This is a genomic window from Blautia coccoides, from assembly GCF_034355335.1.
GTDB lineage: Bacteria > Bacillota > Clostridia > Lachnospirales > Lachnospiraceae > Blautia > Blautia producta.
The window spans coordinates 1800005-1822026 of record NZ_CP136422.1 but is presented as its reverse complement, the minus strand read 5'-3'; the positions used below and the strand labels follow the sequence as shown (position 1 = coordinate 1822026).

22 protein-coding genes, 1 pseudogene, 1 riboswitch and 1 other annotated feature are annotated in these 22022 nt (G+C 46.5%); of the genes and pseudogenes, 1 reads left to right on the top strand and 22 read right to left on the bottom strand.

The window, feature by feature from the left end:
* Nucleotides 1-11: 11 nt before the first annotated feature.
* From BLCOC_RS07975 to BLCOC_RS07870, 22 genes and pseudogenes are all read right to left on the bottom strand, one after another.
* On the bottom strand, nt 12-881 hold the full coding sequence (locus tag BLCOC_RS07975; RefSeq protein ID WP_029469910.1) for a carbohydrate ABC transporter permease: 870 nt from the start codon (nt 879-881) through the stop codon (nt 12-14).
* Nucleotides 882-943: 62 nt separating this feature from the next.
* Complete coding sequence (locus tag BLCOC_RS07970; RefSeq protein ID WP_115624941.1) at nt 944-2242, bottom strand: ABC transporter substrate-binding protein; 1299 nt, start codon at nt 2240-2242, stop codon at nt 944-946.
* A gap of 30 nt (nt 2243-2272) precedes the next feature.
* A complete protein-coding gene (locus BLCOC_RS07965) occupies nt 2273-3118 on the bottom strand; it encodes a carbohydrate ABC transporter permease (RefSeq protein ID WP_029469912.1) in 846 nt (281 codons plus the stop codon).
* Nucleotides 3115-4113, bottom strand: a complete 999-nt coding sequence (locus BLCOC_RS07960) for a LacI family DNA-binding transcriptional regulator (RefSeq protein ID WP_115624940.1) — start codon at nt 4111-4113, stop codon at nt 3115-3117. Before BLCOC_RS07960 ends, BLCOC_RS07965 begins: the two co-directional genes overlap by 4 nt.
* A 402-nt stretch (nt 4114-4515) precedes the next feature.
* Complete coding sequence (locus tag BLCOC_RS07955) at nt 4516-5565, bottom strand: NAD(P)-dependent alcohol dehydrogenase (protein ID WP_029469914.1); 1050 nt, start codon at nt 5563-5565, stop codon at nt 4516-4518.
* A 204-nt stretch (nt 5566-5769) separates the two neighbouring features.
* Nucleotides 5770-6948, bottom strand: a complete 1179-nt coding sequence (locus BLCOC_RS07950) for a phosphoribosylaminoimidazolecarboxamide formyltransferase (RefSeq protein ID WP_029469915.1) — start codon at nt 6946-6948, stop codon at nt 5770-5772.
* Between the two features lie 27 nt (nt 6949-6975).
* Nucleotides 6976-7689 carry an IMP cyclohydrolase gene (locus tag BLCOC_RS07945; protein WP_115624939.1) on the bottom strand — a complete coding sequence of 238 codons (714 nt, stop codon included), beginning with the start codon at nt 7687-7689 and terminating at the stop codon, nt 6976-6978.
* Between the two features lie 136 nt (nt 7690-7825).
* Nucleotides 7826-7904, bottom strand: a riboswitch (ZMP/ZTP riboswitch).
* A 243-nt stretch (nt 7905-8147) separates the two neighbouring features.
* Nucleotides 8148-9347, bottom strand: coding sequence for a class I SAM-dependent rRNA methyltransferase (locus BLCOC_RS07940; RefSeq protein WP_115624938.1), 1200 nt, complete (start codon nt 9345-9347; stop codon nt 8148-8150).
* An 18-nt stretch (nt 9348-9365) separates the two neighbouring features.
* Nucleotides 9366-10193, bottom strand: a complete 828-nt coding sequence (locus BLCOC_RS07935) for a hypothetical protein (RefSeq protein ID WP_242999124.1) — start codon at nt 10191-10193, stop codon at nt 9366-9368.
* A 29-nt stretch (nt 10194-10222) separates the two neighbouring features.
* Nucleotides 10223-10294, bottom strand: a pseudogene (locus BLCOC_RS27740) (helix-turn-helix domain-containing protein); the annotation flags it as partial.
* 104 nt (nt 10295-10398) lie between these two features.
* On the bottom strand, nt 10399-11001 hold the full coding sequence (locus BLCOC_RS07925) for a M48 family metallopeptidase (protein WP_242999062.1): 603 nt from the start codon (nt 10999-11001) through the stop codon (nt 10399-10401).
* Nucleotides 10995-11867, bottom strand: coding sequence for a methionyl aminopeptidase (locus tag BLCOC_RS07920; RefSeq protein WP_029469919.1), 873 nt, complete (start codon nt 11865-11867; stop codon nt 10995-10997). The genes BLCOC_RS07925 and BLCOC_RS07920 overlap by 7 nt, the downstream gene beginning before the upstream one ends.
* A 5-nt stretch (nt 11868-11872) precedes the next feature.
* Nucleotides 11873-12526 (bottom strand): SGNH/GDSL hydrolase family protein, encoded by a 654-nt coding sequence (locus BLCOC_RS07915; RefSeq protein WP_115624937.1) that lies wholly within the window; start codon nt 12524-12526, stop codon nt 11873-11875.
* 3 nt (nt 12527-12529) lie between these two features.
* A complete protein-coding gene (locus BLCOC_RS07910) occupies nt 12530-13072 on the bottom strand; it encodes a GNAT family N-acetyltransferase (RefSeq protein WP_207660206.1) in 543 nt (180 codons plus the stop codon).
* Entirely contained in the window at nt 13072-13572 is a 501-nt protein-coding gene (locus tag BLCOC_RS07905; protein ID WP_242999061.1) for a GNAT family N-acetyltransferase, read from the bottom strand. Before BLCOC_RS07905 ends, BLCOC_RS07910 begins: the two co-directional genes overlap by 1 nt.
* Nucleotides 13573-14139: 567 nt before the next feature.
* On the bottom strand, nt 14140-14736 hold the full coding sequence (gene rbr / locus BLCOC_RS07900; RefSeq protein ID WP_115624934.1) for a rubrerythrin: 597 nt from the start codon (nt 14734-14736) through the stop codon (nt 14140-14142).
* Between the two features lie 75 nt (nt 14737-14811).
* Nucleotides 14812-15414: a cytidylate kinase-like family protein gene (locus BLCOC_RS07895; RefSeq protein WP_115625563.1), complete on the bottom strand. Its 603-nt coding sequence runs from the start codon at nt 15412-15414 to the stop codon at nt 14812-14814.
* Nucleotides 15415-15642: 228 nt separating this feature from the next.
* Nucleotides 15643-17103 carry an FAD-dependent oxidoreductase gene (locus tag BLCOC_RS07890; RefSeq protein WP_115624933.1) on the bottom strand — a complete coding sequence of 487 codons (1461 nt, stop codon included), beginning with the start codon at nt 17101-17103 and terminating at the stop codon, nt 15643-15645.
* 171 nt (nt 17104-17274) lie between these two features.
* Nucleotides 17275-17709, bottom strand: a complete 435-nt coding sequence (locus tag BLCOC_RS07885) for an MOSC domain-containing protein (protein WP_115624932.1) — start codon at nt 17707-17709, stop codon at nt 17275-17277.
* 4 nt (nt 17710-17713) lie between these two features.
* Nucleotides 17714-18694 (bottom strand): GTP 3',8-cyclase MoaA, encoded by a 981-nt coding sequence (moaA, locus tag BLCOC_RS07880; RefSeq protein WP_115624931.1) that lies wholly within the window; start codon nt 18692-18694, stop codon nt 17714-17716.
* A gap of 224 nt (nt 18695-18918) precedes the next feature.
* Nucleotides 18919-19458: a rubrerythrin family protein gene (locus tag BLCOC_RS07875; protein WP_115624930.1), complete on the bottom strand. Its 540-nt coding sequence runs from the start codon at nt 19456-19458 to the stop codon at nt 18919-18921.
* 32 nt (nt 19459-19490) lie between these two features.
* A complete protein-coding gene (locus BLCOC_RS07870) occupies nt 19491-19841 on the bottom strand; it encodes an MmcQ/YjbR family DNA-binding protein (protein WP_115624929.1) in 351 nt (116 codons plus the stop codon).
* Between the two features lie 132 nt (nt 19842-19973).
* Nucleotides 19974-20232 (top strand) — a binding site (T-box leader).
* 69 nt (nt 20233-20301) lie between these two features.
* Here BLCOC_RS07870 and ilvB point away from each other — a divergent pair.
* On the top strand, nt 20302-22020 hold the full coding sequence (gene ilvB, locus BLCOC_RS07865) for a biosynthetic-type acetolactate synthase large subunit (protein WP_018593707.1): 1719 nt from the start codon (nt 20302-20304) through the stop codon (nt 22018-22020).
* Nucleotides 22021-22022 lie beyond the last annotated feature (2 nt).

Sequence of the window (22022 nt, the reverse complement as noted above, 5' to 3'; positions counted from 1 at the left end):
CTTTCCTGTTTTTAATAATCCGCCTCATTCATGCGGAATAAACGGTTGATGAGATAGACCACCATGACACCTGATATGATCAGGATAACTCCCATCATGTTGGCATAACCATAATTATTGTCTGTCATGGAGGTTTTATATAGATATAGCGGCAGGTTAAGCGTCACATCCCCCGGTCCTCCATTTGTCGTCAGATAGATCAATTCAAATTCCCTCAGCATACTGGTAGCTGCCAGGATCACACTGGTTCCCATGATCGTCCGAATAAGCGGAAGCCGTATCCTGATATTCACCGCCATCTCAGAAGCTCCGTCTATTCTCGCTGCCTCAACCACATCCTGTGGGATGGACAGGATCCCAGCCAAGATCAGGATGATGACAAGTCCCGTATACAAAAGCCAGCTCCATGTGACAGTAATAAATGCCGAGTTAGGTTCAAAAAACCAATTCTTAGTAAATGCGCTGCCAGTCACTTTTGTGAGAAATGAATTGATAATTCCATATTTTGCATTAAACACATTTAAAAATATAACACCAAGCGCAGCAGCCGAAACTACATTTGGTATCATATAAATCGTTCTGAGTATCTTCCATCCTCTTTTCTGCCGGGATAACATAAACGCAACAACGGTTCCCAGGCCCACATGCACCACGGACTGCAGTAAAACCCAAATGCCTGTATTTCTCAGTGCAGTCCCCATCCTGGCATCATGAAGCGCGTCCATATAATTCTGAAACCCTACAAATTTAAAAATGCCTCCTGCTTTCCATTCAAAGAATGAACTTCCGAATACCATGCACATGGGCACCAGATAGATCAGCCCAAACAACAGCATACACGGAAGAAGGAAGCTTGCCAGCTTCCACTTATTCACCTTCATCTGTTATCCCTCCCTATGAGGCGGCATACCGCCAGAGGCGATATGCCGTATTCTGCTATATATTAGTTTTTGCCTGCTGCGTCTGTCAATGCCTGAGCAAATTGTTCCGGTGTGATCTGCCCCTGTGCCAAAAGAGGATACTGTATACTTATCTCATCCACCACATTTGCATACCATAAGCTCTGGAAATCATTGATACAGCGCTCCGCTTTGTTGCCATTTTCCAACACTTCATTGACAAGTGGTTTTACATTGTCGGATTTTACATTCTCCGAAGCAGGAGTATCCCCTGTCATTTCCAGCATCAGTCTCTGGCTCTCATCACTGGTCATGAATTTCACAAATTCCAGTGTTGCCTCCAGTGTTTTTTCGTCTTTTGATGCCACGTTAAAACCAATCTTCCCGCTGTTGTACATAACTTTTCCGGGATACATAGCTGTACCTACTTTATCCGCAAACCCTTCCTCTACCAGTGAAGTATCATAAAAATCGCTTATCATCCAAGGTCCGTTTGCAATGATGGCTGTCTCACCCATGAAGAAATTACTGGCAGCATTCTCATATTTCCCGCCCACAGCATCCGGCGTAGTATATTTCTGGAACATTGTCTGAATTTTTCCGGCGGCATCTATAAATTCGGGAGTATTATAATCTGTCGGAAGATTGGTATTCATAAACTTCTCACCTTCCTCTGTCTGTCCGATCATCGCTCCCAGCATAAGTGATGTCACCCAGCCTGAATCTGCTGTGTCCATAGATAACGGGGTAATACCCGCTGCCATCAGTTTATCGCACTGTTCAAAAAATTCATCCCAGGTTTCTGCCGGTTTCTCAATTCCTGCCTGTTGAAACAGGTCTTTGTTATAAAAATATCCGATAACCTGCCTGGTATAAGGTATCCCATAGATCTTACCATCCCTGGAATTCACATCCCAGCATACATCGGAAGACTGTTTCTTCCATTCCTCATCCACATAGGGGGTAAGATCCACAAGCTGGTCTTTCATGGAATCGATCAGGTTATAGCCTCCCGTGGCAAAGGCATCCGGCAGCGCATTGGAGGAGTACAGCACCTTCATTTTATCTACATATGCCTGGTCTCCTGCAATTTCTTCCACATTAACTTTAATCTTATCACCATATTCCTCGTTAAATGCTTCCATCCTGTTGTTAAACCATTCCGTGTTTACACTGACTCCCACCCAGGATGTGGGAAAACTGATTTCTGTCACTGCCTCTGTACCTTTTTCCTCTTTGGCCGGTGCCTCTTTCCCACTGTCTCCGTTTGAACCGCAGCCTGCCATTAAGGATACTGCCGTTACTGCCGCCGCTGATAATGCAATTGCTTTTTTCATTTTCATAACTTGTTCCTCCTTATAATAAATTTTATATTAACCTTTGATCGAACCCGCCACCATACTGGCTGTAACCTGCTCCTGCAGTATAATATAAATTACAATACTAGGGAGGATCACCATGGTGAGCGCTGCAAACATTGCGGTATAGTTAAATGAAAACTGTGAAGTAAAATAATTTAGTGCCAACGGCAGTGTCCTGACCTTCGTGCTTTTTGTCAATATGAGGCCAAACATAAATTCATTCCAGGATGTAAGGAATTGTAAAATGGCGCCTGTCGCCAGACCCGACTTTGCAAGGGGAAAAATAATTGTAAAAAAGGTCCTATAAAATCCTGCCCCGTCAATATACGCTGCCTCCTCCAGCTCTCTGGGTATGCTTTGGAAATAGCTTTTGAATATAAACAACGATGTGGGAAGTCCCAATGCTGCATAGACCAGTATCAGCCCGCTTCTCGTATCATACAGACCCAACCCCATCATAATTTTATATATTGGCATGAGCAGCGCAGAGGTTGGTATGAGTAATGACGAAGAGAGCAGCAGGGTTATCAATGCATTTCCTTTGAACCGGTATCTGGACAAAACATACGCCGCCATAGAAATAATGAGCACATTCAAAAGTGTACTGCTCACCGCGATCAGGACGCTGTTCCCATAGAATTTAAAAATAGGTGCCAGCTCCAGCGCAGCCCGATAGCCGCCCAGCCCCCAGTTTTCCGGGAGAGAAAATGCGGAAGACAAAATTTCTTTGTTCGTCTTAAATGATGATATGACGATCCAGAGCAGAGGACCCAATGAAATCAAAACCAGGAATCCCAGGAATAGAAATCTTATGATTCCCCATAACAACTGCTTCCCCGATACTTTTTTACCAGTCATTCATCTACCTCCCGTTTCTTACATGTGCCTCTTTTCAACAGCTGGTATGGCAATGTATACTCCATATTCTGATTCTGTTCTTTTTCATTCATATTGCAGAACGTATTCAGAGTCCATTCCACCATTTTGTCAATTGGCTGATACAAGGTTGAAAGCTTTGGAATCGTTCTTCCCGAAACACTGATACCGTCAAAACCAAGTACAGATATGTCATCAGGCACACGGTATCCATGGTCATGCAGTGCTGAAATTGCTCCCATGGCTGTCTCATCGCTAAATGCAAAGACAGCTGTAAATTTCTTTCCTTTCTTTATCGCATTTTCTGTCAAACGATAGCCATTATCAAATGTCAGGTAACCGAATTCTGTCATCTCATCCCTGTCAAGCTGTATTCCGTATTCAGCCAATGCCTGCTGACATCCCATAAGCCTCTGAAATCCTGAGCTGAGGCTGTGAGAATAATCTGATAATATGAGTATTTGCTTATGGTTCAGATCAAGCAGATACTTCATACCTTCATACGCAGCCGACATATCGTTGATATGTACCATCTCGCATCTGCTGTCAAAAGACGCACCACCCAGCATTACCACCTTGATATTTTTTGCCTGTATATATCTGAGCATATCTCGGTCTATATCCTCATCCAGATAAATAACACCTCTTACATACAATTCTTTAAAAAATAACTTGTAACCGTCATCACCGACAACCGTTGGGAGAATTACCAGTTTATACTTATATTTTGGCATCTGCTCTATGATTTCCCGTAATACCTCACTGAAATACCCCAGACGCAAATGCGGAACCAGAACAATGATCACTCCCTGCTCACTTCTCTTCTTGGTATTCGGAGTATAATGAAGCTCACGCGCTGCTTCCTCAATTTTTTTTGCAAGTTCATCTCCCACAACATTACTCCCTGAAAAATATCGTGAAACAGTCGCCGGAGAAACCTGTGCTTTTTTCGCAACATCTCGTATTGTTGCTGCCATCTTATCAGTCCCCTCCCACTTTTTAGTCAATTTAAACTATTTTTTTAACTTATCAGCTGTTTTATGGTCAATTTAACAATAAATCTCATACTCAAAAAAGTCAACGCAGTTTCATGTGTTTCATATTTGTTTCATCGTTTTCCTGCTTTTCTCATAGAAACACTCCGCAGCTGCAGAAAATTTTACTTTCGCCATATGGCCGCTCCCTATATCATTACCATAATTTACCATTCCCCCATAAATGCAAAAAAGACAATCAAATGCTCTTACTCGAGCATTTGATCATCTTTTTTATCATAACATCTTTGCTCATCAGGCAGGAAGCCATATAAACAAAGATGTTATGAGTTATGAAATTTCTGCAGCGCTGCCATCTAAAAGCAGTCGACTTGAAACCGGCGTTTATTCATGGATCTTAATAACCGCCTTCACAATATCCGCCTTGTTATTCATAGAGAACTCCATAGCCTTATCCGCCTCATCCAGCGGGAATTCATCCGTCACGATTCCCTTCAGATTGATCTTGCCGTCCGCAACTGCCTGGATGGCCATAGGATAGATATGGCGATAACGGAACACCGTCTTGAATGTCAGTTCCTTGTCAAGAGCGATGCTCATAGGCAGAGTTACCTCTCCTGTTCTGCTGTATCCTACAAATACGATGGTGGAGCCTTTTCTGGCCATGAGAATTGCCTGTCTGGAGGTCACTTCTGCCCCTGCAGTCTCGATCACCAGATCTGTTCCTCTGCCGCCGGTCAGCTCTTTTACTTTGGCTACCACGTCCTCTTTCATGCCGTTGATAACACCTGTGGCACCCAGCTCCATAGCTTTTTCCAGACGTTTGTCCATCACGTCCACAACGTAAACTTCACTGACACCTCTGGCTTTTAATGCCATCATGGAAACCAGGCCGATACAGCCTGCGCCCATAACAACTGCCTTCTGTCCCAAATGTGCATCTCCCTGGATCGCGGCGTGGAATCCAACTGCCAGAGGCTCGATCAGAGCGCCCTCCAGAGTGCTTACATTGTCCGGCAGCTTGAAGCAGAGATTTGCCTCATGTGCCACGTACTCCTGGAACACACCGTCAACCGGCGGAGTCGCGAAGAACACCACATCCGGGCAGAGATTATACTTGCCTTCCTTGCAGAATTCACACTGTCCACAGGTCTTTCCCGGCTCCAGAGCCACGCGGTCTCCTACCTGCAGATGCTTAACATCCTTACCCACTTCCACTACAACACCGCCCGGTTCATGGCCCAGTACAAAAGGCGGTTTTACCACGTAATCTCCGATAGCTCCCGTCTCATAATAGTGCAGGTCAGAACCGCAGATTCCCACATAATCCAGCTTTACCAAAACCTCGTCATCCTTTGGCTGCGGGATGGGTCTTTCTTCAAAATCCATCTTCTGGATATCCGTCATTATTGCTACTTTCATCATGCCTTCCATCTCTTGTTTTCCTCCTCTTATGAATGTGCATTATGTGACTTCATTATAAGCCAGAAACACATATATCACAAGTGAAATTCATGTCTTTTTACTACAAAATTCTTTGAATTTTATATCTCATATTCGTCCTTGACTAAAAAAAGAGGCAGGGATAAAACCGGAAATCCCGGTCTTATCTCTGCCCCAAAGCGGAGGCGAAATAAATTAGTGATGGAACAGACGAATGCCTGTAAATGCCATCGCCATGTTGTACTTATTGCAGCACTCAATGACTGCATCATCGCGTACGGAACCACCCGGCTCTGCGATGTATTTTACGCCGCTCTTGTAAGCGCGCTCGATATTGTCTGAGAACGGGAAGAAGGCATCAGAGCCTAAGGTGACATCTGTCAGTTTGTCCAGCCATGCGCGTTTTTCCTCACGTGTGAACACTTCCGGTTTCTCTTTGAAAATTTTTTCCCATGCTCCGTCAGCCAGAACATCCATATATTCCTCACCGATGTAGACATCAATGGCATTGTCTCTGTCAGCGCGGCGGATACCGTCGATAAACGGCAGATCCAGTACCTTCGGGCACTGTCTCAGCCACCAGTTGTCAGCTTTCTGACCTGCCAGACGGGTACAGTGTACACGTGACTGCTGGCCTGCACCGATACCGATCGCCTGTCCGTCTTTTACGAAACAGACTGAGTTTGACTGTGTATATTTCAGTGTGATCAGAGAAATTTTTAAATCCATCAATGCGTTTGCCGGAATCTCTTTATTCTCTGTCACAACATTGGAAAGCAGTTCATCGTCAATAGAAAGCTCCTGTCTTCCCTGCTCAAATGTGATGCCGAATACCTCTTTATGCTCCAACGGAGCCGGCTGATAATCCGGATCGATCTTGATCACATTGTAGTTGCCGTTTTTCTTCTGTTTCAGGATTTCCAGTGCCTCATCTGTATATCCGGGAGCGATAACACCGTCGGAAACCTCTCTCTTGATCAGCATCGCTGTATCTTTATCACATACATCAGACAGGGAAATAAAATCACCGAAAGAAGACATTCTGTCAGCGCCCCTTGCCCTGGCATAGGCACATGCCAATGGTGATAATTCACCCATATCATCTACCCAGTAAATCTTTTTCAGTACATCTGACATGGGAAGTCCAACTGCAGCACCTGCCGGTGACACATGTTTAAAGGATGTGGCGGCCGGAAGTCCTGTGGCCTTTTTCAGCTCTTTCACAAGCTGCCAGCCATTAAAAGCATCCAGGAAATTAATATATCCCGGCTTGCCGCTCAGAACTTCAATAGGAAGCTCGCTGCCGTCAGCCACATAGATTCTGGAAGGTTTCTGGTTCGGATTACATCCGTACTTTAACGCTAATTCTTTCATTTTCCCATTCTCCTTTATGCTTTTCAATTATTTATTTTTATTTACGATCCTTGTCTCATACTTACCGGTTGCAATATCAATAAAACGGACAAACAGAGACACTTTGTTGTCTTCATTCAGGCTCTCCCAAACATTCTCAGCAAATGCATCAATATCATTGGGAATTCCCACCAGCTTTGGTTCTCCTTCAAAGCTTGGCAGCGGATTGCCGTCATGCATATAAGTGTGTATAAAATGTCCCTCCCCGGCTGCCGGGTTCTCATAAGTAAATGTATAACGGCAGCAGCTCTCGGGATTGCCGTTATTACTCTTCAAAATGGACATAGCATAATGGTATATGCCGGCTTCCACCTGCATAATACCAGAAATCCTTGGTGTGTAATTGGGGCCGTCCGGCTCAAATTCACGCGTTCTCAGGGACTGCTCAAAAGTGATGCCCTTTTCCATTCCTTCATAGACAGTATCTGTCTGGTCACCGTTGGTCACGATCGTCTTATTGCCGATCACACGCACCGGTGCATATATGATCAAACTGGGATCAGTCAGCTTAGACGGGTCAAATGCCTGGGTGCGGATACCCTCTCCCTCTTCCACGAACACACGGTTCCTGCTGTTCTCACTTCTGCCCATGATAAAATATGCAGTAACTGCCTTTGTTCCATCCTCAGACTTACCAATAACAATTCCCCTGCCAGGGTACGCATTTTCTCTCAATTCATTTTCAAGTGATAACATTTTCATGAATTCCTTCTCCTTCTCATTTTGACCATGATCATCAGCTGCCAATCCATCGGCAACTTTACCGTAATAAATGTAACGTAACTGTTCACTACCTTCGCAATTACAATAAAACAACAAAAAAAGCCCACACTCTGAACATACTTGCCCAGACGGTCGGCTTCCTACGCTTATACTCCCTGTGGTTCATTCCACTTCCGTCAGTCATATAAGCAATTTAAACATTATCATGTAATCTTTCTCTTGTCAACGCTTTTTTGACATTTTTCATCAAAAAATAAATTGCAAAAAAATCACCGGCTTATTCATACGGCCCTAGTAACGTCTCTTGAGTATTTTAAACTAAGCATCAGAACCGACGGCAGACTTCAGAAACAGCATAATAAATCAGCCCTCCAGGTGTCCGCCGCGGTGATCAGTCTGACACTACAAGATCACAGCACCGGCATAATCGGTGTTGTTCACCCTTCACATACCTGAAAAATGTAAAACTTCAAATAATAAGATTCCTCTGCCGCCCAAAGAATGGGATGATCTGCTGCCTGTGTCCGATATTCCACCTGCCGCAGTCTCTTGTGCACATTCCTGGCCGCCTGCCCAATGGTCTGAGTAAACATCTCATAGGACATAAAATGTGAGCAGGAACAAGTGGCCAAAAATCCTCCGTCCTTCACCAGCTTCATAGCCCGCAGATTGATCTCCCGATAGCCCTTCACTGCGTTCTTAACAGAATTCCGGGATTTGGTAAATGCCGGCGGATCAAGTATCACAACATCGAACTTCTCCCCCTCTTCTTCCAGTCTGGGAAGCAGTTCAAACACATCTTCACACACGAATTTCACAGTACCTGACAGGCCGTTCAGCTTGGCATTTTCCCTAGCCTGCTCCACCGCAAGCTGGGAAGCGTCCACGCCCAGCACACTCTTTGCTCCCGCGACCCCCGCGTTCAGCGCAAATGATCCTGTATGTGTAAAACAATCCAGTACCTTTGCATCCCTGCATAATTTCTGGATGGCCAGCCTGTTATATTTCTGGTCCAGGAAAAATCCGGTCTTCTGGCCGTCCTCCACATCTACCAGATATCTCACTCCATTTTCACAGATCTCCACCTTGGTATCGAAAGGCTCCCCAATAAACCCTTTAAAAGGCTCCATGCCTTCCTGCCTTCTCACCTTGGCATCGCTCCGCTCGTAAACACCGCGTATCATCACACCGTCCTGTGCCATCTCTTCCTTCAAAAGCTCCAGAATCTTCATTTTCATCCTGTCAATTCCAAGAGCCAGTGACTGCACGACTAAAACATCGGAAAATTTGTCCACAACAAGTCCCGGCAGAAAGTCTGCCTCACCGAAGATCACACGGCAGCTGCTGGTGTCCACTGTCTTTTTCCTGTACTCCCAGGCATCTCTGACCCGTTTTCTCAGAAACCCCTCATCAATCTCCTGCTCTGACTTTCTTGTCATCATACGGATCCTGATCTTGGAGTTGGTATTGATAAACCCTCTTCCCAGGGGATATCCGTCAAAATCGTGGACCATCACCATATCTCCGTTCTCAAAGCTTCCCAGGATACTGGCCACTTCATTGTCATATATCCAGGGGCCTCCAGCTTTCAGGGAACGGCCCTCTCCTTTTTTCAGTGTCGCAATTGCCAGACTCATGTGTCTTCCTCCATTTTTCTATTTTTTCTGTCCCAGCAAAATATAAGCGATTCCGCAGAACAGCCCTCCTACCGGGAATAATACCCAACTGATCTGCCAGGCATTCTGTAAAAAACTCCAGAGCAGATAAACCGCTGTTGTCACGATTATGATACAGGCAGACCATTTTGCTGCCAACGGCATATGGCTTTCCTCGTCCAGTATACGCTGCTGCTCCGGGGTCAGACGCTCACGGTACAGCGGATCATGCTCTTTGTTGTACTCCTCTATATTATACTTGCTTTTTTCCATGCCGGAGTGGACCAGAAGCATCACACCCGCGCTGATAAGCAGGAGCATTAAGAAGCTGTAGAAAGCAGATGCCTCCACTCCCGCAGGGGCGGGCAGGAACTTCTGCAGTTCATCCACTACTATGCTCATCAGAACGATTCCGATCCCCGCCGCTATCTTAATGGGAAAACTGCGGTCAAATGACTCCTTCTCCTCCTCTGTGTAAAAGGGCAGTATATAAGGATGTCTTTTTGTAAAATCACTGTGCCGGATTCCCGCCACTACAAAAGTCAAAACCGCCACAATGAGAAACGGGAACATGACAATATCCTGCAGCGCTTTCCAAAGTCCATTCATTCCTTCCAGGAGAGTGGAAAAAGCTCCTCCTAGAATCAGAATTCCCACACCGGCTGTGACAGCCTTTCCAAATCTTTTCATATGTTCTTCATATTGGGCGGAATCCTCCACAACTTCTGCCTGGGCGTCTTTGCGCAGCAGAGTGTCCATACTGCAGGAAAACATATCACAGAGCTGCATGATCTTTTCCATCTCCGGATAGGATGGCCTGCCTCCCATTTAGAAATCGTCTGTCTGGACACCTCCATCCTCTCCGCAAGCTGTTCCTGTGTGATTTCCTCCCGCTTCCTGTAATACTGTAAATTTTCTCCAAAGCTCATAATGATTTCCTCCATTTCTCATATCTGATCTTGGAATCATTATAGAATTGCATCCATGTAAACTCTACCAATTTCCTGTTGCTTTTGAGGAAATCCATGTAAACTTACGGTTGCACCCCGCTGTTTAAGCGGGTTTTCACATTTTTCCACTGGGGATAGAACGCATCCATATATCCATAAAAAATTTTGTTGTGTCCTCTCTCCAAAAGATGGACCAATTCATGGGTAACCACATATTCCAGACATTCCCTGGGGTATTCACCCAGCCAGACATTAAGCCATATCCTCTTTTTTTCCACATTGCAGGTTCCCCATCTTGTCTTCATATCCCGCAGACGCCACTCCTCTGCATGGACGCCGGTCTTCTGTTCACATTCCTGTATGACCTGGGGAAGGATTTTTTCCAGACGCTTTCTACACTCCTGCTTTTTCTCCTCACGCTCCCCGCCTTTATATAGCTCCCAGGGGGGCTGGCTCTGCCCCGTTCCCTGCCGCTTTTCTTCTATCCAATCCATTCTCTCCAGGATAAATCTTCTGATATCCCGCTCCGGCATTCTAAGAGGTGCGGATACCCGGACGCTTCCGTCCCCGCCCACACGCAGATACATGTTGCGGATCGCTTTTTTGGTCACCTGGATATCAAGGCCGTTCTCCGTCAGATAATACGTCTTTGTCATCTTTGTCCGTTTTCCGGAAGTCTTTACCACGCCAGGACCTCCGGTCCGTTCTCTGTCACCAGCACCATGATTTCCCACTGAGCAGAGGGCAGCCCGTCTTCTGTATAGACCGTCCAGCCGTCATCCTCGTCAATGAAGATTTCACTTGCCCCCATATTCACCATTGGCTCTATGGTAAACATCAGTCCCGGCGCCATCACCATTCCTGTTCCGGCTCTGCCAATATACCCCACCCAGGGATCTTCATGGAACTCCAGGCCAATACCGTGGCCTCCGATCTCCTTCACCACACTGTATCCGTTTTTCTGCGCATGCTCATGGACTGCCTGACTCATATCACCCAAAAATCCCCAGGGCTTTACCTGTTCCAGACCTTTCTCCACACATTCCTTTGTAACTTGCACAAGACGCTCTTTTTCCTGCCCCACGTCGCCGATGCAGAACATCCTGGAGGAATCAGAGTAATACCCGTTCAGGATCGTGGAAACATCCACATTGATAATATCTCCCTCCATGAGTACGATCTCCTCCGACGGAATGCCATGGCAGACCTGGTTATTGATGGATGTGCAGACACTGTTCGGGAACCCTTCATAATTGAGCGGTGCCGGCACTGCTCCTGCTTTTGTAGTGATATCATATACCCAGCGGTCAATTTCTGCTGTGCATATGCCCTCTTTGATATGTTCTGCAACGTAATCCAGTATGGCCACATTGATTTCCGCGCTTTTTTTGATCCCTGCGATCTGTTCCGCAGTCTTTATGATCCCGCGCTTTGGAACGATCCGTCCCTGAGCCTGCAGATGGTTCAGTTTATCATCAAACGGTCCATGGCATTTTTTATATTTTTTTCCGCTGCCGCACCAGCACGCGTCATTTCTTCCTAAATGATTCAATTGTTTTACTTCCTTTCCCGAAAAATCTCCCTCAATTTTTCTGTAACAGCCATAGCCAGCGCTCTGTGCCCCTCCGGATCCAGATGGACAGAATCCTCTAAACATGGCATTGTCACTTTGGCCGCATCCAAAAAGACACAGCCCTGCCGCGCAGCGGCCTCTCTGTAATAGCAGGCCAGCTCGCCTGACATCTTCACTGCCCGTTCACCGCCAAACATAGGTGCGCATCTGTGATGTACGATCTCTTCCCTGATCCTCAAAGGTGAGATCAGCAGGATCTCCGGTATGGTTTCCTGGTTTTCCCGAAAATACATCTTTATGGTTTTCACCAGGGTCTCTGCGCCTGCTGCCACATCAGCGGCAGTCAAGGAAAATCTCTGTTTCATATCATTGGTGCCCAGCATCAGCACCACCACATCCAAAGGGCTGTGGCTTTCCAGACAGGGAATCAGGTATTTCAGACCGTTTTTCATCCCTTCAACAGGATCATCCCAGACTGTTGTCCTTCCATTCTGCCCTTCCTCTATGATCCGTATCTGTTCCTCCTTCAGGGCCTCCTGTACCAGACTGGTCCAGCGCACGCCCCAAGGGAAGCGATTTCCGGTCACACCGTCATATCCATGGGTATTGGAATCCCCGTAGCATAATACATTCTTCATCTCTTATTTCTCCATTGCCTCATATTCTTCTCTTGTAATGCAAAAGAGATCATGCGGCATATCAATTCCATAGTAATGCTTTACAAAGGAACCTCTTATCTTCATGCCGTTTCTCTTTGCCACATTCCGGGATGCCGTATTGTTATCCCTGATAATGGAATAGACTTCCCCGGCATTTAAGATCTCAAAGGCGTAATCTCTGCAGGCCGCTGCCGCCTCCGCAGCATAGCCCTGATGCCAGAATTCTTTACAGAACAAATATCCGACCTCCAACACCTGTTCTCCTCTGCAGTCCTGCATCGTAAGACCGCACTGGCCGATAAATTCCCCTGTCTCTTTTAAGATAACTGCCCACAGGCCGAAACCATACTGCCTGTAACGGTCAAGCTGCCTCTCCAGCCACTCCTTTGCCTCTCGATCGGAAAATGCATGGGCATAGGCATACATAACTTCCGGATCCTGCAGCATTTTATTCAGGGAATCCTGATCTTCCCTGCGCATTTTTCTCAGCATAAGACGTTTTGTCTCAAGCACAGCCTTTTCCATCATCCTGTCTCCTTCTGATATGCGATCCTCTGTGTTCCGTCTTTCATATATACAATACCGCAGCGTATGAAACCGTTTTTCTCAAATACTCTCTGCATGGGTATATTATCCTGGTGTGTATCTCCCCGCATGTTGTCACACCGGGCCAGACACCACTGTACGCAAAAGGATGCCACGCCCTTTTTTCTTCCGGCAGAAGCTATTCTGTGCAGGAATCCGTAAGGCTTATCGTTCAGCCAGCACCCCTGCTCTATCCTTTGGTAATTGGGCTCTTCTCCCACATCAAACATGAAAACGCCTTCCATCCCGTCCAAAGACTCACAGATATATAAAACACCGCGGTTTACATCTGTCTCCACATCTTCCCGCGCCGGGTAGCCGTTTACCCACTGTCCGGGATTTCCGTTCTCAGCCATGAACCTTCTTGCCCGTTCATAAAGGGACAAGGCTTCTTCTATATCCTTTTCCTCAGCTCTGCGAATATATAATCCTGTTTTCATCTCCGTATACTCCTCCCCGGTACTGTGCTCTGCGGCTGTGATCCGCCTCTGTTGTATCTCCGCAAAAAGACTATGCACAGTATACCACGGTTTATTCTGTTTTTCCATATGACCCACAGGATTTATAAAGGATCCTATTGTACGAAACCAATATAATTATCTGATAACATAAGAATTTTCAATCATTTTTACAGTTATAAAAATAAATATTGATAAATTTTCATTTTACTTATTGACAAATCAATACCTGACTGCTATAATGAATTCATAAACAAAGAGAGAACAAAATAAAAACAGAAAGGACTGATACCACCGAAAACGTAAAGGAACATCCATTAATTTAAAAGAAAGGAAGGTACGGACCACCAAGAACTTAACGATTTAACCCATAATAAAACAAGGAAGGTAAAGTCCCATGGACACATCAGAATAGAAGAGTCATTCGGAATGTAAACTTCGGATGACTCTTTCCTATTGCGTAAATACGTTCTGTTTCTCTTCTATCACCAAAAAGAAACCCTTCAGGAATCCTCCCAAAGGGTTTTATCATGTCCTAAATCTCCATGTTTAATGTGCAAAAGGCGAAAGCTCCAGCCTGATAAAATATCCCTGGTCATGAGAGCATACCGGGCATTTTTTCGGCGCTTCTTTGCCCCAGTGGATATAACCGCATTTCAGACAGATCCACCCTGTCTCCACATCTGACACAAAAAGCTTCTTCTCCTCCAGATACTGAGCAAACTTTCCGAAGCGGTCTCCATGGAATTTTTCGATATCCGCTATCATATGAAAGGAATTGGCGATCTGCGTAAATCCTTCCTCTTTTGCCTTATCTCCGAAATTCTTATACACATCATCATGCTCTTCGTACTCATTGTGCTGTGCCATGCGCAGAAGCTTATCTATGTCAGGCGAGATATCCACCGGATAACCACCGTCGATCTGAATCGTTTCTCCTGCCATCTCTTTTAAATGCTGATAAAAAATGTATGCATGCTGGCGCTCCTGGTCTGCTGTATAGTTGAAGACAGCCTCCACAACATGCAGATGTTCCTTTTTCGCCTGTGCTGCTGCGAAGGTGTAGCGGTTCCTGGCCTGGCTCTCACCTGCAAAGGCGCGCATCAGGTTTTCTTTTGTTACGCTTTCTCTAAAATCTACAGACATACAATTGCCTCCTGGTATTTATTTTCCATGTTATTTTTTCCAGAAGTGACAATTTTATACCTGGATCTCTCAGTCTTATCCGATGGTATGATAGAGTGCGGTCAGTATTTCCAGAATCTGTTCCCTGGTAAAACGGCTGCTGTCCAGACACAGGTCATACCCCTTCATGCTGCCCCACTTCTCATCTGTATAATTGTTATAGTAATATTTTCTCTGCTTATCTACTTTCTTGATAAGCTGTTCCGCTCCTCTTTCATCCCAAACCGTCCGTGCCCGTATGGTTTTGATCCTGGCCTCCATAGGCGCATAGATAAAAACACTTCTGCAGTCCGGTTTATCTTTGAGAATGTAGTTTGCACACCGCCCTACGATCACACAGTCTTCGTTTCGGGCGGCCTCTTCAATGATCTCTGTCTGCGCATTGAACAGCACATCATTGAGAGGTTCATAGTGAAACTGACGCTCCATGGCCATATTCTCATCAAAGGAATAACGCCAGGGGCTTTCCCGCTTCTCATCCACTTCTTCCAGCTTCTCTTTTGGAATATTCTTTTTCTGGGCGGCAAGGGTGATCAAATCCTTGTCATAATATTTGATGCCCAGATGCTCTGCCAGATCCTGCGCAATTTTTCTTCCATTGCTTCCAAATTCTCTGCCGAGTGCTATCACTTTACCCATAACATACCATCCTTCCCCATTCACCTGGCGTCCGCAGCGTTCCCATACTTCAGAACGACCCGTCCGCATTTTCATGCTGCCGCAGGTTTCAGCCTTCTACTTTTGCAAAACTAAAGACTGAACTCTTATATTGATTATACTAAATTTTCATAATCTTTACAACTTTTCTTAACAACTTTTTAGCAGGCGCATGAAATCACCTCGCGGGACAGTGACTGTGAATCGTAACTAAGAATTTTCCTTACTTTCCAGTGAAATGCCACTCTGTGCCGGGCTGTCTACACAGTTCCCCATGTAGTCGAACCTGGAACCGTGACAGGGGCATTCAAAACATTTTTCATCCGGATTCCATTCAAGCTGGCATCCAAGATGGGGACATTTGGCAGATACCAAATAGATCTCTCCCTCCTCATCTCTGTATGCTCCCACTTTTTCTCCGTCATAGTCAACAATGCCGCCGTGTCCTGGGGGAAGTTCATCCAGATCACTTCTTCCCTGTGTAAAAATCCTTCTGCTCAAATCCTTCACTGCATGGATACCATCCTTGCAGAAATTTTCCGCGGAGGCCTTGGGCGTAAAGCGCTGCGGCGAAAATATGCCGAACACATTCTCCTCCTCATCCCCCAGAATACTCTCTGTTATCATACCGGCTGCTGCCATGGAAGAACTCATTCCCCACTTTCCATATCCTGTGGCAGCATACCAGTCAGGGGTATCCGCAGAGAACCTGCCAATGTAGGGAATCTGGTCCACAGGCATACAGTCCTGTGCTGACCAGTGATACCGCACCCGGCTTCCCGGAAAGAACTCTTCTGCTTTTCTTTTCAGCAGGTCGTACTTTCCCCCTGCGCGGTTTTCTCCTGTGCGGTGGCCGCCTCCGCCAAAGAGCAGATACTCTCCTGCGCTTCTGAAAGACCAGGCGTTATTGCTGTCTATGCCCAGGTACATCCCTTCAGGCTTCAAGGCATTTTCAAGCCCCAGCACATAACTGCGCTCCTGATGCATCCGCATGAAATAATACCCCGGCACATTGAGAAAAGGATAGTGGCAGGCAAAGACGATTTTCTTTGCCCTGACACTTCCCTTTTCCGTGACAAGCCGGTCTCCCTCTGCCTGCAGTACCCTTGAATGTTCATAGACTGTCAGCCCCCGAATGACTGATTCCAGAAAAAGAAGAGGATGAAACCTGGCCTGATCGTCAAAGCGCACAGCACCTGCCACTTCAAAAGGAAGCTCCGTATCCCTGGTAAAAACAGCATCAATCCCAAGCCCCGCAGCACTTTGGGCCTCCTCCTTTAAAAGCTCAGGTAATTCCAATGTATATAAATACGCCGGGCATCTGACAAATCCGCAGTCGATCTGTCTGTCCTGTACTATTTTCTCGTACCTGTCTATTGCCTTCTGGTTTTCCCGGCTGTATTTTTCTGCTGCCTCCTTCCCGTGGAGGGATATGATCTTCTGATAGATCACTCCGTGCTGGGAGGTGATCTTGGCTGTTGTCCTCCCTGTCTGACCACCTCCGATCCGGTCTGCTTCCAGCACGATCACCTGCAGTCCCTGTTCTTTAAGAAAATATGCTGTCAGTATCCCGGTCATTCCTCCTCCCACCACAGCCACATCCGCTGTGATATCCCGAGTCAGCTCCGGGAATGACTGTATTTTTGTTTCATCCATCCATAAACTATCCATAGCAGCCTCCGTTTTATATATTCCTGTCCTTAGAATGCTCCCGATCCTTTCAGGGTATACAAAAATTGCCGTTTTCCTCTTGACAGACTGCTGCTTTGGCATAAAAAAACAGGGGCCGCTGTTTTTATGCAGTCCCTGTCAAATATTTCATGGCACATTTTCCTGTCTGTGTCATACTTCCTCGATCACCATCTCATCACCGACTTTGATCCTGCCGCCGTGAAGAACTTTTGTAAATACACCTTCTCTTGGCATAATGCAGTCACCCATCTTCTGAAAGATCTCACAGCCGTGATGACATTCCTTCCCGATCTGTGTCAGTTCCAGCACCACGTCGTTGCAGCGGAATCTTGTCCCAATAGGCAGGTTCTTAAAGTCAAACCCGCTGACTACCAGATTCTCACCAAAGGCGCCATCCGCTACTTCAGCACCGCGGTTCCTGAAATCCTCAATCTTTTCATAGCTGAGAAGGCTTACCTGACGGTGCCATTTTCCGGCGTGCGCATCTTTCTCTATGCCAAAATCTTCAATAAATTCAGCCTCCTGAATGTTTTTTTTCTGAGTTCCCTTCTTCTCGCTGATACAGACAGCCAGTACCTTTCCCATTGCTTCATCCTCCAATTTCTGACATCTTTTTATTTTCCAGACCTTCCTCCCGGTCCTCTCCAAAGCGGTGGCTTCTGGGCTTCTCAAATATGGTCTTCTCAGCCACAATGCCGATTTGTTCATCTGAGCTTCCGTCCCTGAGCAGGCTGCGCATATCTGCTCCATGCGAAAACTGCAGACACGGTTTTAAAAATCCCTCCGAAGTGAGCCGCACCCGATTGCAGTCTTCACAGAACTTATGGGAAATGGCACTGATAAAGCCGATTTTTCCTTTAAATCCCTCCAACTGCATATATGTACTGGGACCGTTGCCGAATCTTCCGCTTAAGGAATCCGCTTTGCCGTAAGCACCCTCCAGCAGATGGCGCACATGGTCTTCGGTCTCTTCCCCGCAGTATTTCCTGCCGTATCCTATAGGCATCATTTCAATAAAGCGCACATCCACCGGTCTGTCCTTTGCAAGGCCTGCGATGGGAATCCACTGGTCCTCATTCACACCGTGGAGAAGGACACAGTTCACCTTCACACGAACATGAGGAAACTGTAGAGCCTTATCCATCCCCTCCAATACCCTGTCAAGTCCTTTTCTCCTTGTTATCTTCTCAAACATATCCTCTGTAAGAGCATCAAGGCTGATATTAACCGCATCGATTCCCGCCCGGGCCAAATCTTGTATCTGTTCCCCCAGCAGTATCCCATTGGTAGTAAGAGTCACATTGTCGATACCGGGTATGCTTTTTATCATACTTACCAGCTCTGCCGCATTCTTTCGCACCAGAGGCTCCCCGCCGGTGATTTTTACCTTGCAGATGCCTTTTGGGGCCAAAATGCGGCACAGCCTGGTAATCTCGTCATAGGTTAGGATATCACTGTGCTCCACCTGTTCGATCCCGCCTTCCGGCATACAATACATGCAGCGAAGATTACAGCGGTCTGTTATAGATATGCGGATATATTCAATATTCCGTCTGTACTGATCCAACATAATTTTATCTTCCTGTGTAACTGTTCAGCCTTCACAGTCCTGCTGCACAGTCACCTTCCTGTTTTCTTAATATATTTGTAACTTTCAGTCTCCTTACAGTGATGGGTCAAAACCCATATGGAACAGTTACATATATTTACAGTATACCTCAAAATCACTGAAATTGCACCTGGAATTTTACTCAAATATGACATTTTACACAAAATGCCAAAGGCTGGTCTTTTTCAGCATTCCTCACAATTCAGTTTAAAAAAGCCCTGGGGACAACCACATACGGAACACCTGACCGGCGCACAGTCACCGTAAGCCAGATGACCGCAGTTCATGCAGATCCACACCCTGTCTATCTCTTTGCAGAAAACACGGTTGGTCAGAATATCCCGGGACAATTGTTCAAAACGGTAGTCGTGGTGCCTTTCGATCTGCCCCACCTCTCTGAAAAGCCTGGCAATTCCATTAAAGCCCTCCTGTTCCGCTTTTTTGGCGAAATCCTCATACATCTCCGACCATTCTTTTTTCTCATCCTCGTGGGCATTTTCCAGATTTCTGCTGGTCTCCGGCAACCGTCCTCCGTTCAGCAGGTTCAGCCAGATCTCCGCATGATGCTCCTCATTTCCCGATGTCTCCTCAAAAATTTCCGCTATGTCTATATAGCCCTCAACTCTGGCCCGTTTTGCGTAAACACGGTATTTTCCGCTGGCTTTCAATTCTCCTTCGTAGGCCTTAATCAGATTCCTAAAGGTTTCACTCTCTCTTAATTCCATCTTCTCTCCGCTGTTTCCGGCTTTACACTATTCTATGTACAGCGGGAAGATTTCTTTCCTCTCACCAGGTCATAACTTTCCTCTATCATTCTGCCTATCTCCTTTTCCGGTATGGAGCCGTCTAAAATGACAGAGTTCCAGTGTTCTTTATTCAAGTGATAGGCAGGAAGCACAGATGCATACATCCTGCGCCAGAAATCCCGCCACTGGGGGTCTGTCTTTAAATTCACCCAGATATTTCCCTCACGCTCAAAGATCCAGGCAAATATTTTTCTGCTGTCTTTCATCCGGATCACCGTCCAGTTTTGGTCGTGAAACGGATAGTCCTCAAACACATCCGGCATTTTCAGACAATAGGAAATCGCTTCCTCTCTGGTCCTCATATTGGCCTCCTTTCTTTTTTACATAATACCAGTATACAGGATTCCATATATGCCGTCAAATTGTTCATTTTTCACCCATTGACAGAATTCCATTTGTGTGTTATGCTATAAAACAATTAAAAAAGCATTTTGATAAATGCGGTGACGGGGAGGAGTACATACCCAGCCGGCTTTCAGAGAGAAGATGTGTGGTGCGAATCTTCAGCTAGGAAGTATGGAAGTAGCCCCTGAGCAGTGAGACGAACGAAGATTCTTGATATCTTTCAGTAGACCTCAACGTCCCTTTCCCACGTTACAGGGAAAACAGTATCGATTTTTTTATCCGTACTGGCAAAGCGCAGGATTTTTCCTGAAATCAGGTGGTACCACGGATGACTTATCCGCCCTGAACTGAGAACTCAGTTCAGGGCGTTTTTCATTTTCAAACCATCTAAAAATGAGTTAAAGGAGGATTTTGTCCATGACAGGAAATGAATTATTTGTAAAAGCACTGCAGAAAGAGGGCATTGATTATCTATTCGCATATCCCGGCGGCTACGCCATCGATATTTTCGATGAGCTGTACAAACAGGATTCCATCCAGGTGATACTCCCCCGCCACGAGCAGGGTTTGATCCACGCTGCAGACGGCTACGCCAGAGCAACCGGACGCACCGGTGTCTGCCTGGTAACAAGCGGCCCGGGAGCCACCAATCTGGTAACCGGTATCGCCACAGCCAATTATGACAGTGTTCCCCTGGTATGCTTTACCGGCCAGGTTCCCACAAACCTCATTGGAAATGACGCGTTCCAGGAGGTAGATATTGTAGGGATCACCCGCGGTATCTGCAAATACGCTGTGACCGTGCGCGACCGCAAGGACCTGGGCCGTATTATTAAAGAAGCCTTCTACATTGCCAGCACCGGCAAAAAAGGGCCTGTTGTGATCGATCTTCCAAAAGATATCATGCTGTTGGAGGGGGATGACTACTATCCCAAAGAAGTACACATCCGGGGCTACAAGCCCAGCAGCGGCGTACACATGGGACAGTTAAAAAAGGCCATGGCTCTGCTGAAAGAAGCCCAAAAGCCCCTGTTTCTCATGGGAGGCGGCGTGAATATCGGAAGGGCAAATGAGACAGCGCTGACCCTTGCGGAGACCACCAGAGTTCCGGTCATCACTACTATTATGGGCAAAGGTTCCATACCTACCAGCCACGAACTCTATGTTGGCAATGTAGGAATGCACGGCTGCTATGCCGCCAATCGTGCCATCAGTGAGTGCGACCTGCTCTTCTCCATCGGCACCCGTTTTAATGACCGTATCACCGGAAAAATAGATGAATTTGCCAAGAACGCCAAGATTGTCCATGTGGACATAGACGCGGCCTCCATCTCCAGGAACATCCAGGTGGATATCCCCATAGTGGCAGATGCCCGGGAAGCCATGGAAGCCATGCTGAAACATATCAAGTGCTGCGAGCATAGGGAGTGGCTGGATGAAATCGCTGACTGGAAGAAGGAGCATCCTCTGGATATGGACCAGAATAAAGGCATCACACCTCAGAAGATCGTACAGTGCATTAATGAACAGTTTGAGGAGGGTATCTTTGTCACAGACGTAGGCCAGCATCAGATGTGGGTAACACAATATCTGGAAATGGATGAAAAGAAACAGCTTCTCACCTCCGGCGGCCTGGGCACCATGGGCTATGGTTTTCCGGCATCCCTGGGCGCCAAATTTGCGTATCCGGGGAAACCTGTGGTATGTGTTTCCGGTGACGGAGGAATGCAGATGAACATCCAGGAAATGGCAACCGCCGTAGCATACGGCCTTCCGGTCATCATTTGTATCTTCAACAACAGTTATCTGGGCATGGTACGCCAGTGGCAGCAGCTTTTCTATGATAAACGCTACTCCTCCACCTGTACACGCCGCAGAAAGACCTGCAGCGCCAACTGCAAAGGCCCCGGAAAGGACTGCCCGGAATACACACCCAACTTTGTAAAGCTGGCAGAGAGTTATGGCGCATACGGTATGCGCGTGGAGAAAGAGGAAGATATGGCCCGGGCCTTCCAGTTTGCAAAAGGCAACACAGACGCCCCCACCATTCTGGAATTTATCATTGACAGCGATGAACTGGTTCTGCCTATGGTACAGGGCGGAAAACCACTGCATAACATGATCTTGGACTGCTAGGA

Excerpts from the sequence above, each read along its gene's own strand:
- BLCOC_RS07875 (WP_115624930.1), bottom strand. The coding sequence starts at position 19,458 with ATGGAATTAAGAGAGAGTGAAACCTTTAGGAATCTGATTAAGGCCTAC.
- BLCOC_RS07870 (WP_115624929.1), bottom strand. The coding sequence starts at position 19,841 with ATGAGGACCAGAGAGGAAGCGATTTCCTATTGTCTGAAAATGCCGGAT.
- BLCOC_RS07970 (WP_115624941.1), bottom strand. The coding sequence starts at position 2,242 with ATGAAAATGAAAAAAGCAATTGCATTATCAGCGGCGGCAGTAACGGCA.
- rbr (WP_115624934.1), bottom strand. The coding sequence starts at position 14,736 with ATGTCTGTAGATTTTAGAGAAAGCGTAACAAAAGAAAACCTGATGCGC.
- BLCOC_RS07950 (WP_029469915.1), bottom strand. The coding sequence starts at position 6,948 with ATGAAAGAATTAGCGTTAAAGTACGGATGTAATCCGAACCAGAAACCT.
- moaA (WP_115624931.1), bottom strand. The coding sequence starts at position 18,694 with ATGTTGGATCAGTACAGACGGAATATTGAATATATCCGCATATCTATA.
- ilvB (WP_018593707.1), top strand. The coding sequence starts at position 20,302 with ATGACAGGAAATGAATTATTTGTAAAAGCACTGCAGAAAGAGGGCATT.
- BLCOC_RS07905 (WP_242999061.1), bottom strand. The coding sequence starts at position 13,572 with ATGAAAACAGGATTATATATTCGCAGAGCTGAGGAAAAGGATATAGAA.
- BLCOC_RS07945 (WP_115624939.1), bottom strand. The coding sequence starts at position 7,689 with ATGAAAATGTTATCACTTGAAAATGAATTGAGAGAAAATGCGTACCCT.
- BLCOC_RS07940 (WP_115624938.1), bottom strand. The coding sequence starts at position 9,347 with ATGAGTCTGGCAATTGCGACACTGAAAAAAGGAGAGGGCCGTTCCCTG.
- BLCOC_RS07965 (WP_029469912.1), bottom strand. The coding sequence starts at position 3,118 with ATGACTGGTAAAAAAGTATCGGGGAAGCAGTTGTTATGGGGAATCATA.
- BLCOC_RS07890 (WP_115624933.1), bottom strand. The coding sequence starts at position 17,103 with ATGGATAGTTTATGGATGGATGAAACAAAAATACAGTCATTCCCGGAG.
- BLCOC_RS07960 (WP_115624940.1), bottom strand. The coding sequence starts at position 4,113 with ATGGCAGCAACAATACGAGATGTTGCGAAAAAAGCACAGGTTTCTCCG.
- BLCOC_RS07910 (WP_207660206.1), bottom strand. The coding sequence starts at position 13,072 with ATGGAAAAGGCTGTGCTTGAGACAAAACGTCTTATGCTGAGAAAAATG.
- BLCOC_RS07955 (WP_029469914.1), bottom strand. The coding sequence starts at position 5,565 with ATGGAAGGCATGATGAAAGTAGCAATAATGACGGATATCCAGAAGATG.
- BLCOC_RS07935 (WP_242999124.1), bottom strand. The coding sequence starts at position 10,193 with ATGGGAGGCAGGCCATCCTATCCGGAGATGGAAAAGATCATGCAGCTC.
- BLCOC_RS07975 (WP_029469910.1), bottom strand. The coding sequence starts at position 881 with ATGAAGGTGAATAAGTGGAAGCTGGCAAGCTTCCTTCTTCCGTGTATG.
- BLCOC_RS07895 (WP_115625563.1), bottom strand. The coding sequence starts at position 15,414 with ATGGGTAAAGTGATAGCACTCGGCAGAGAATTTGGAAGCAATGGAAGA.
- BLCOC_RS07885 (WP_115624932.1), bottom strand. The coding sequence starts at position 17,709 with ATGGGAAAGGTACTGGCTGTCTGTATCAGCGAGAAGAAGGGAACTCAG.
- BLCOC_RS07915 (WP_115624937.1), bottom strand. The coding sequence starts at position 12,526 with ATGAAGAATGTATTATGCTACGGGGATTCCAATACCCATGGATATGAC.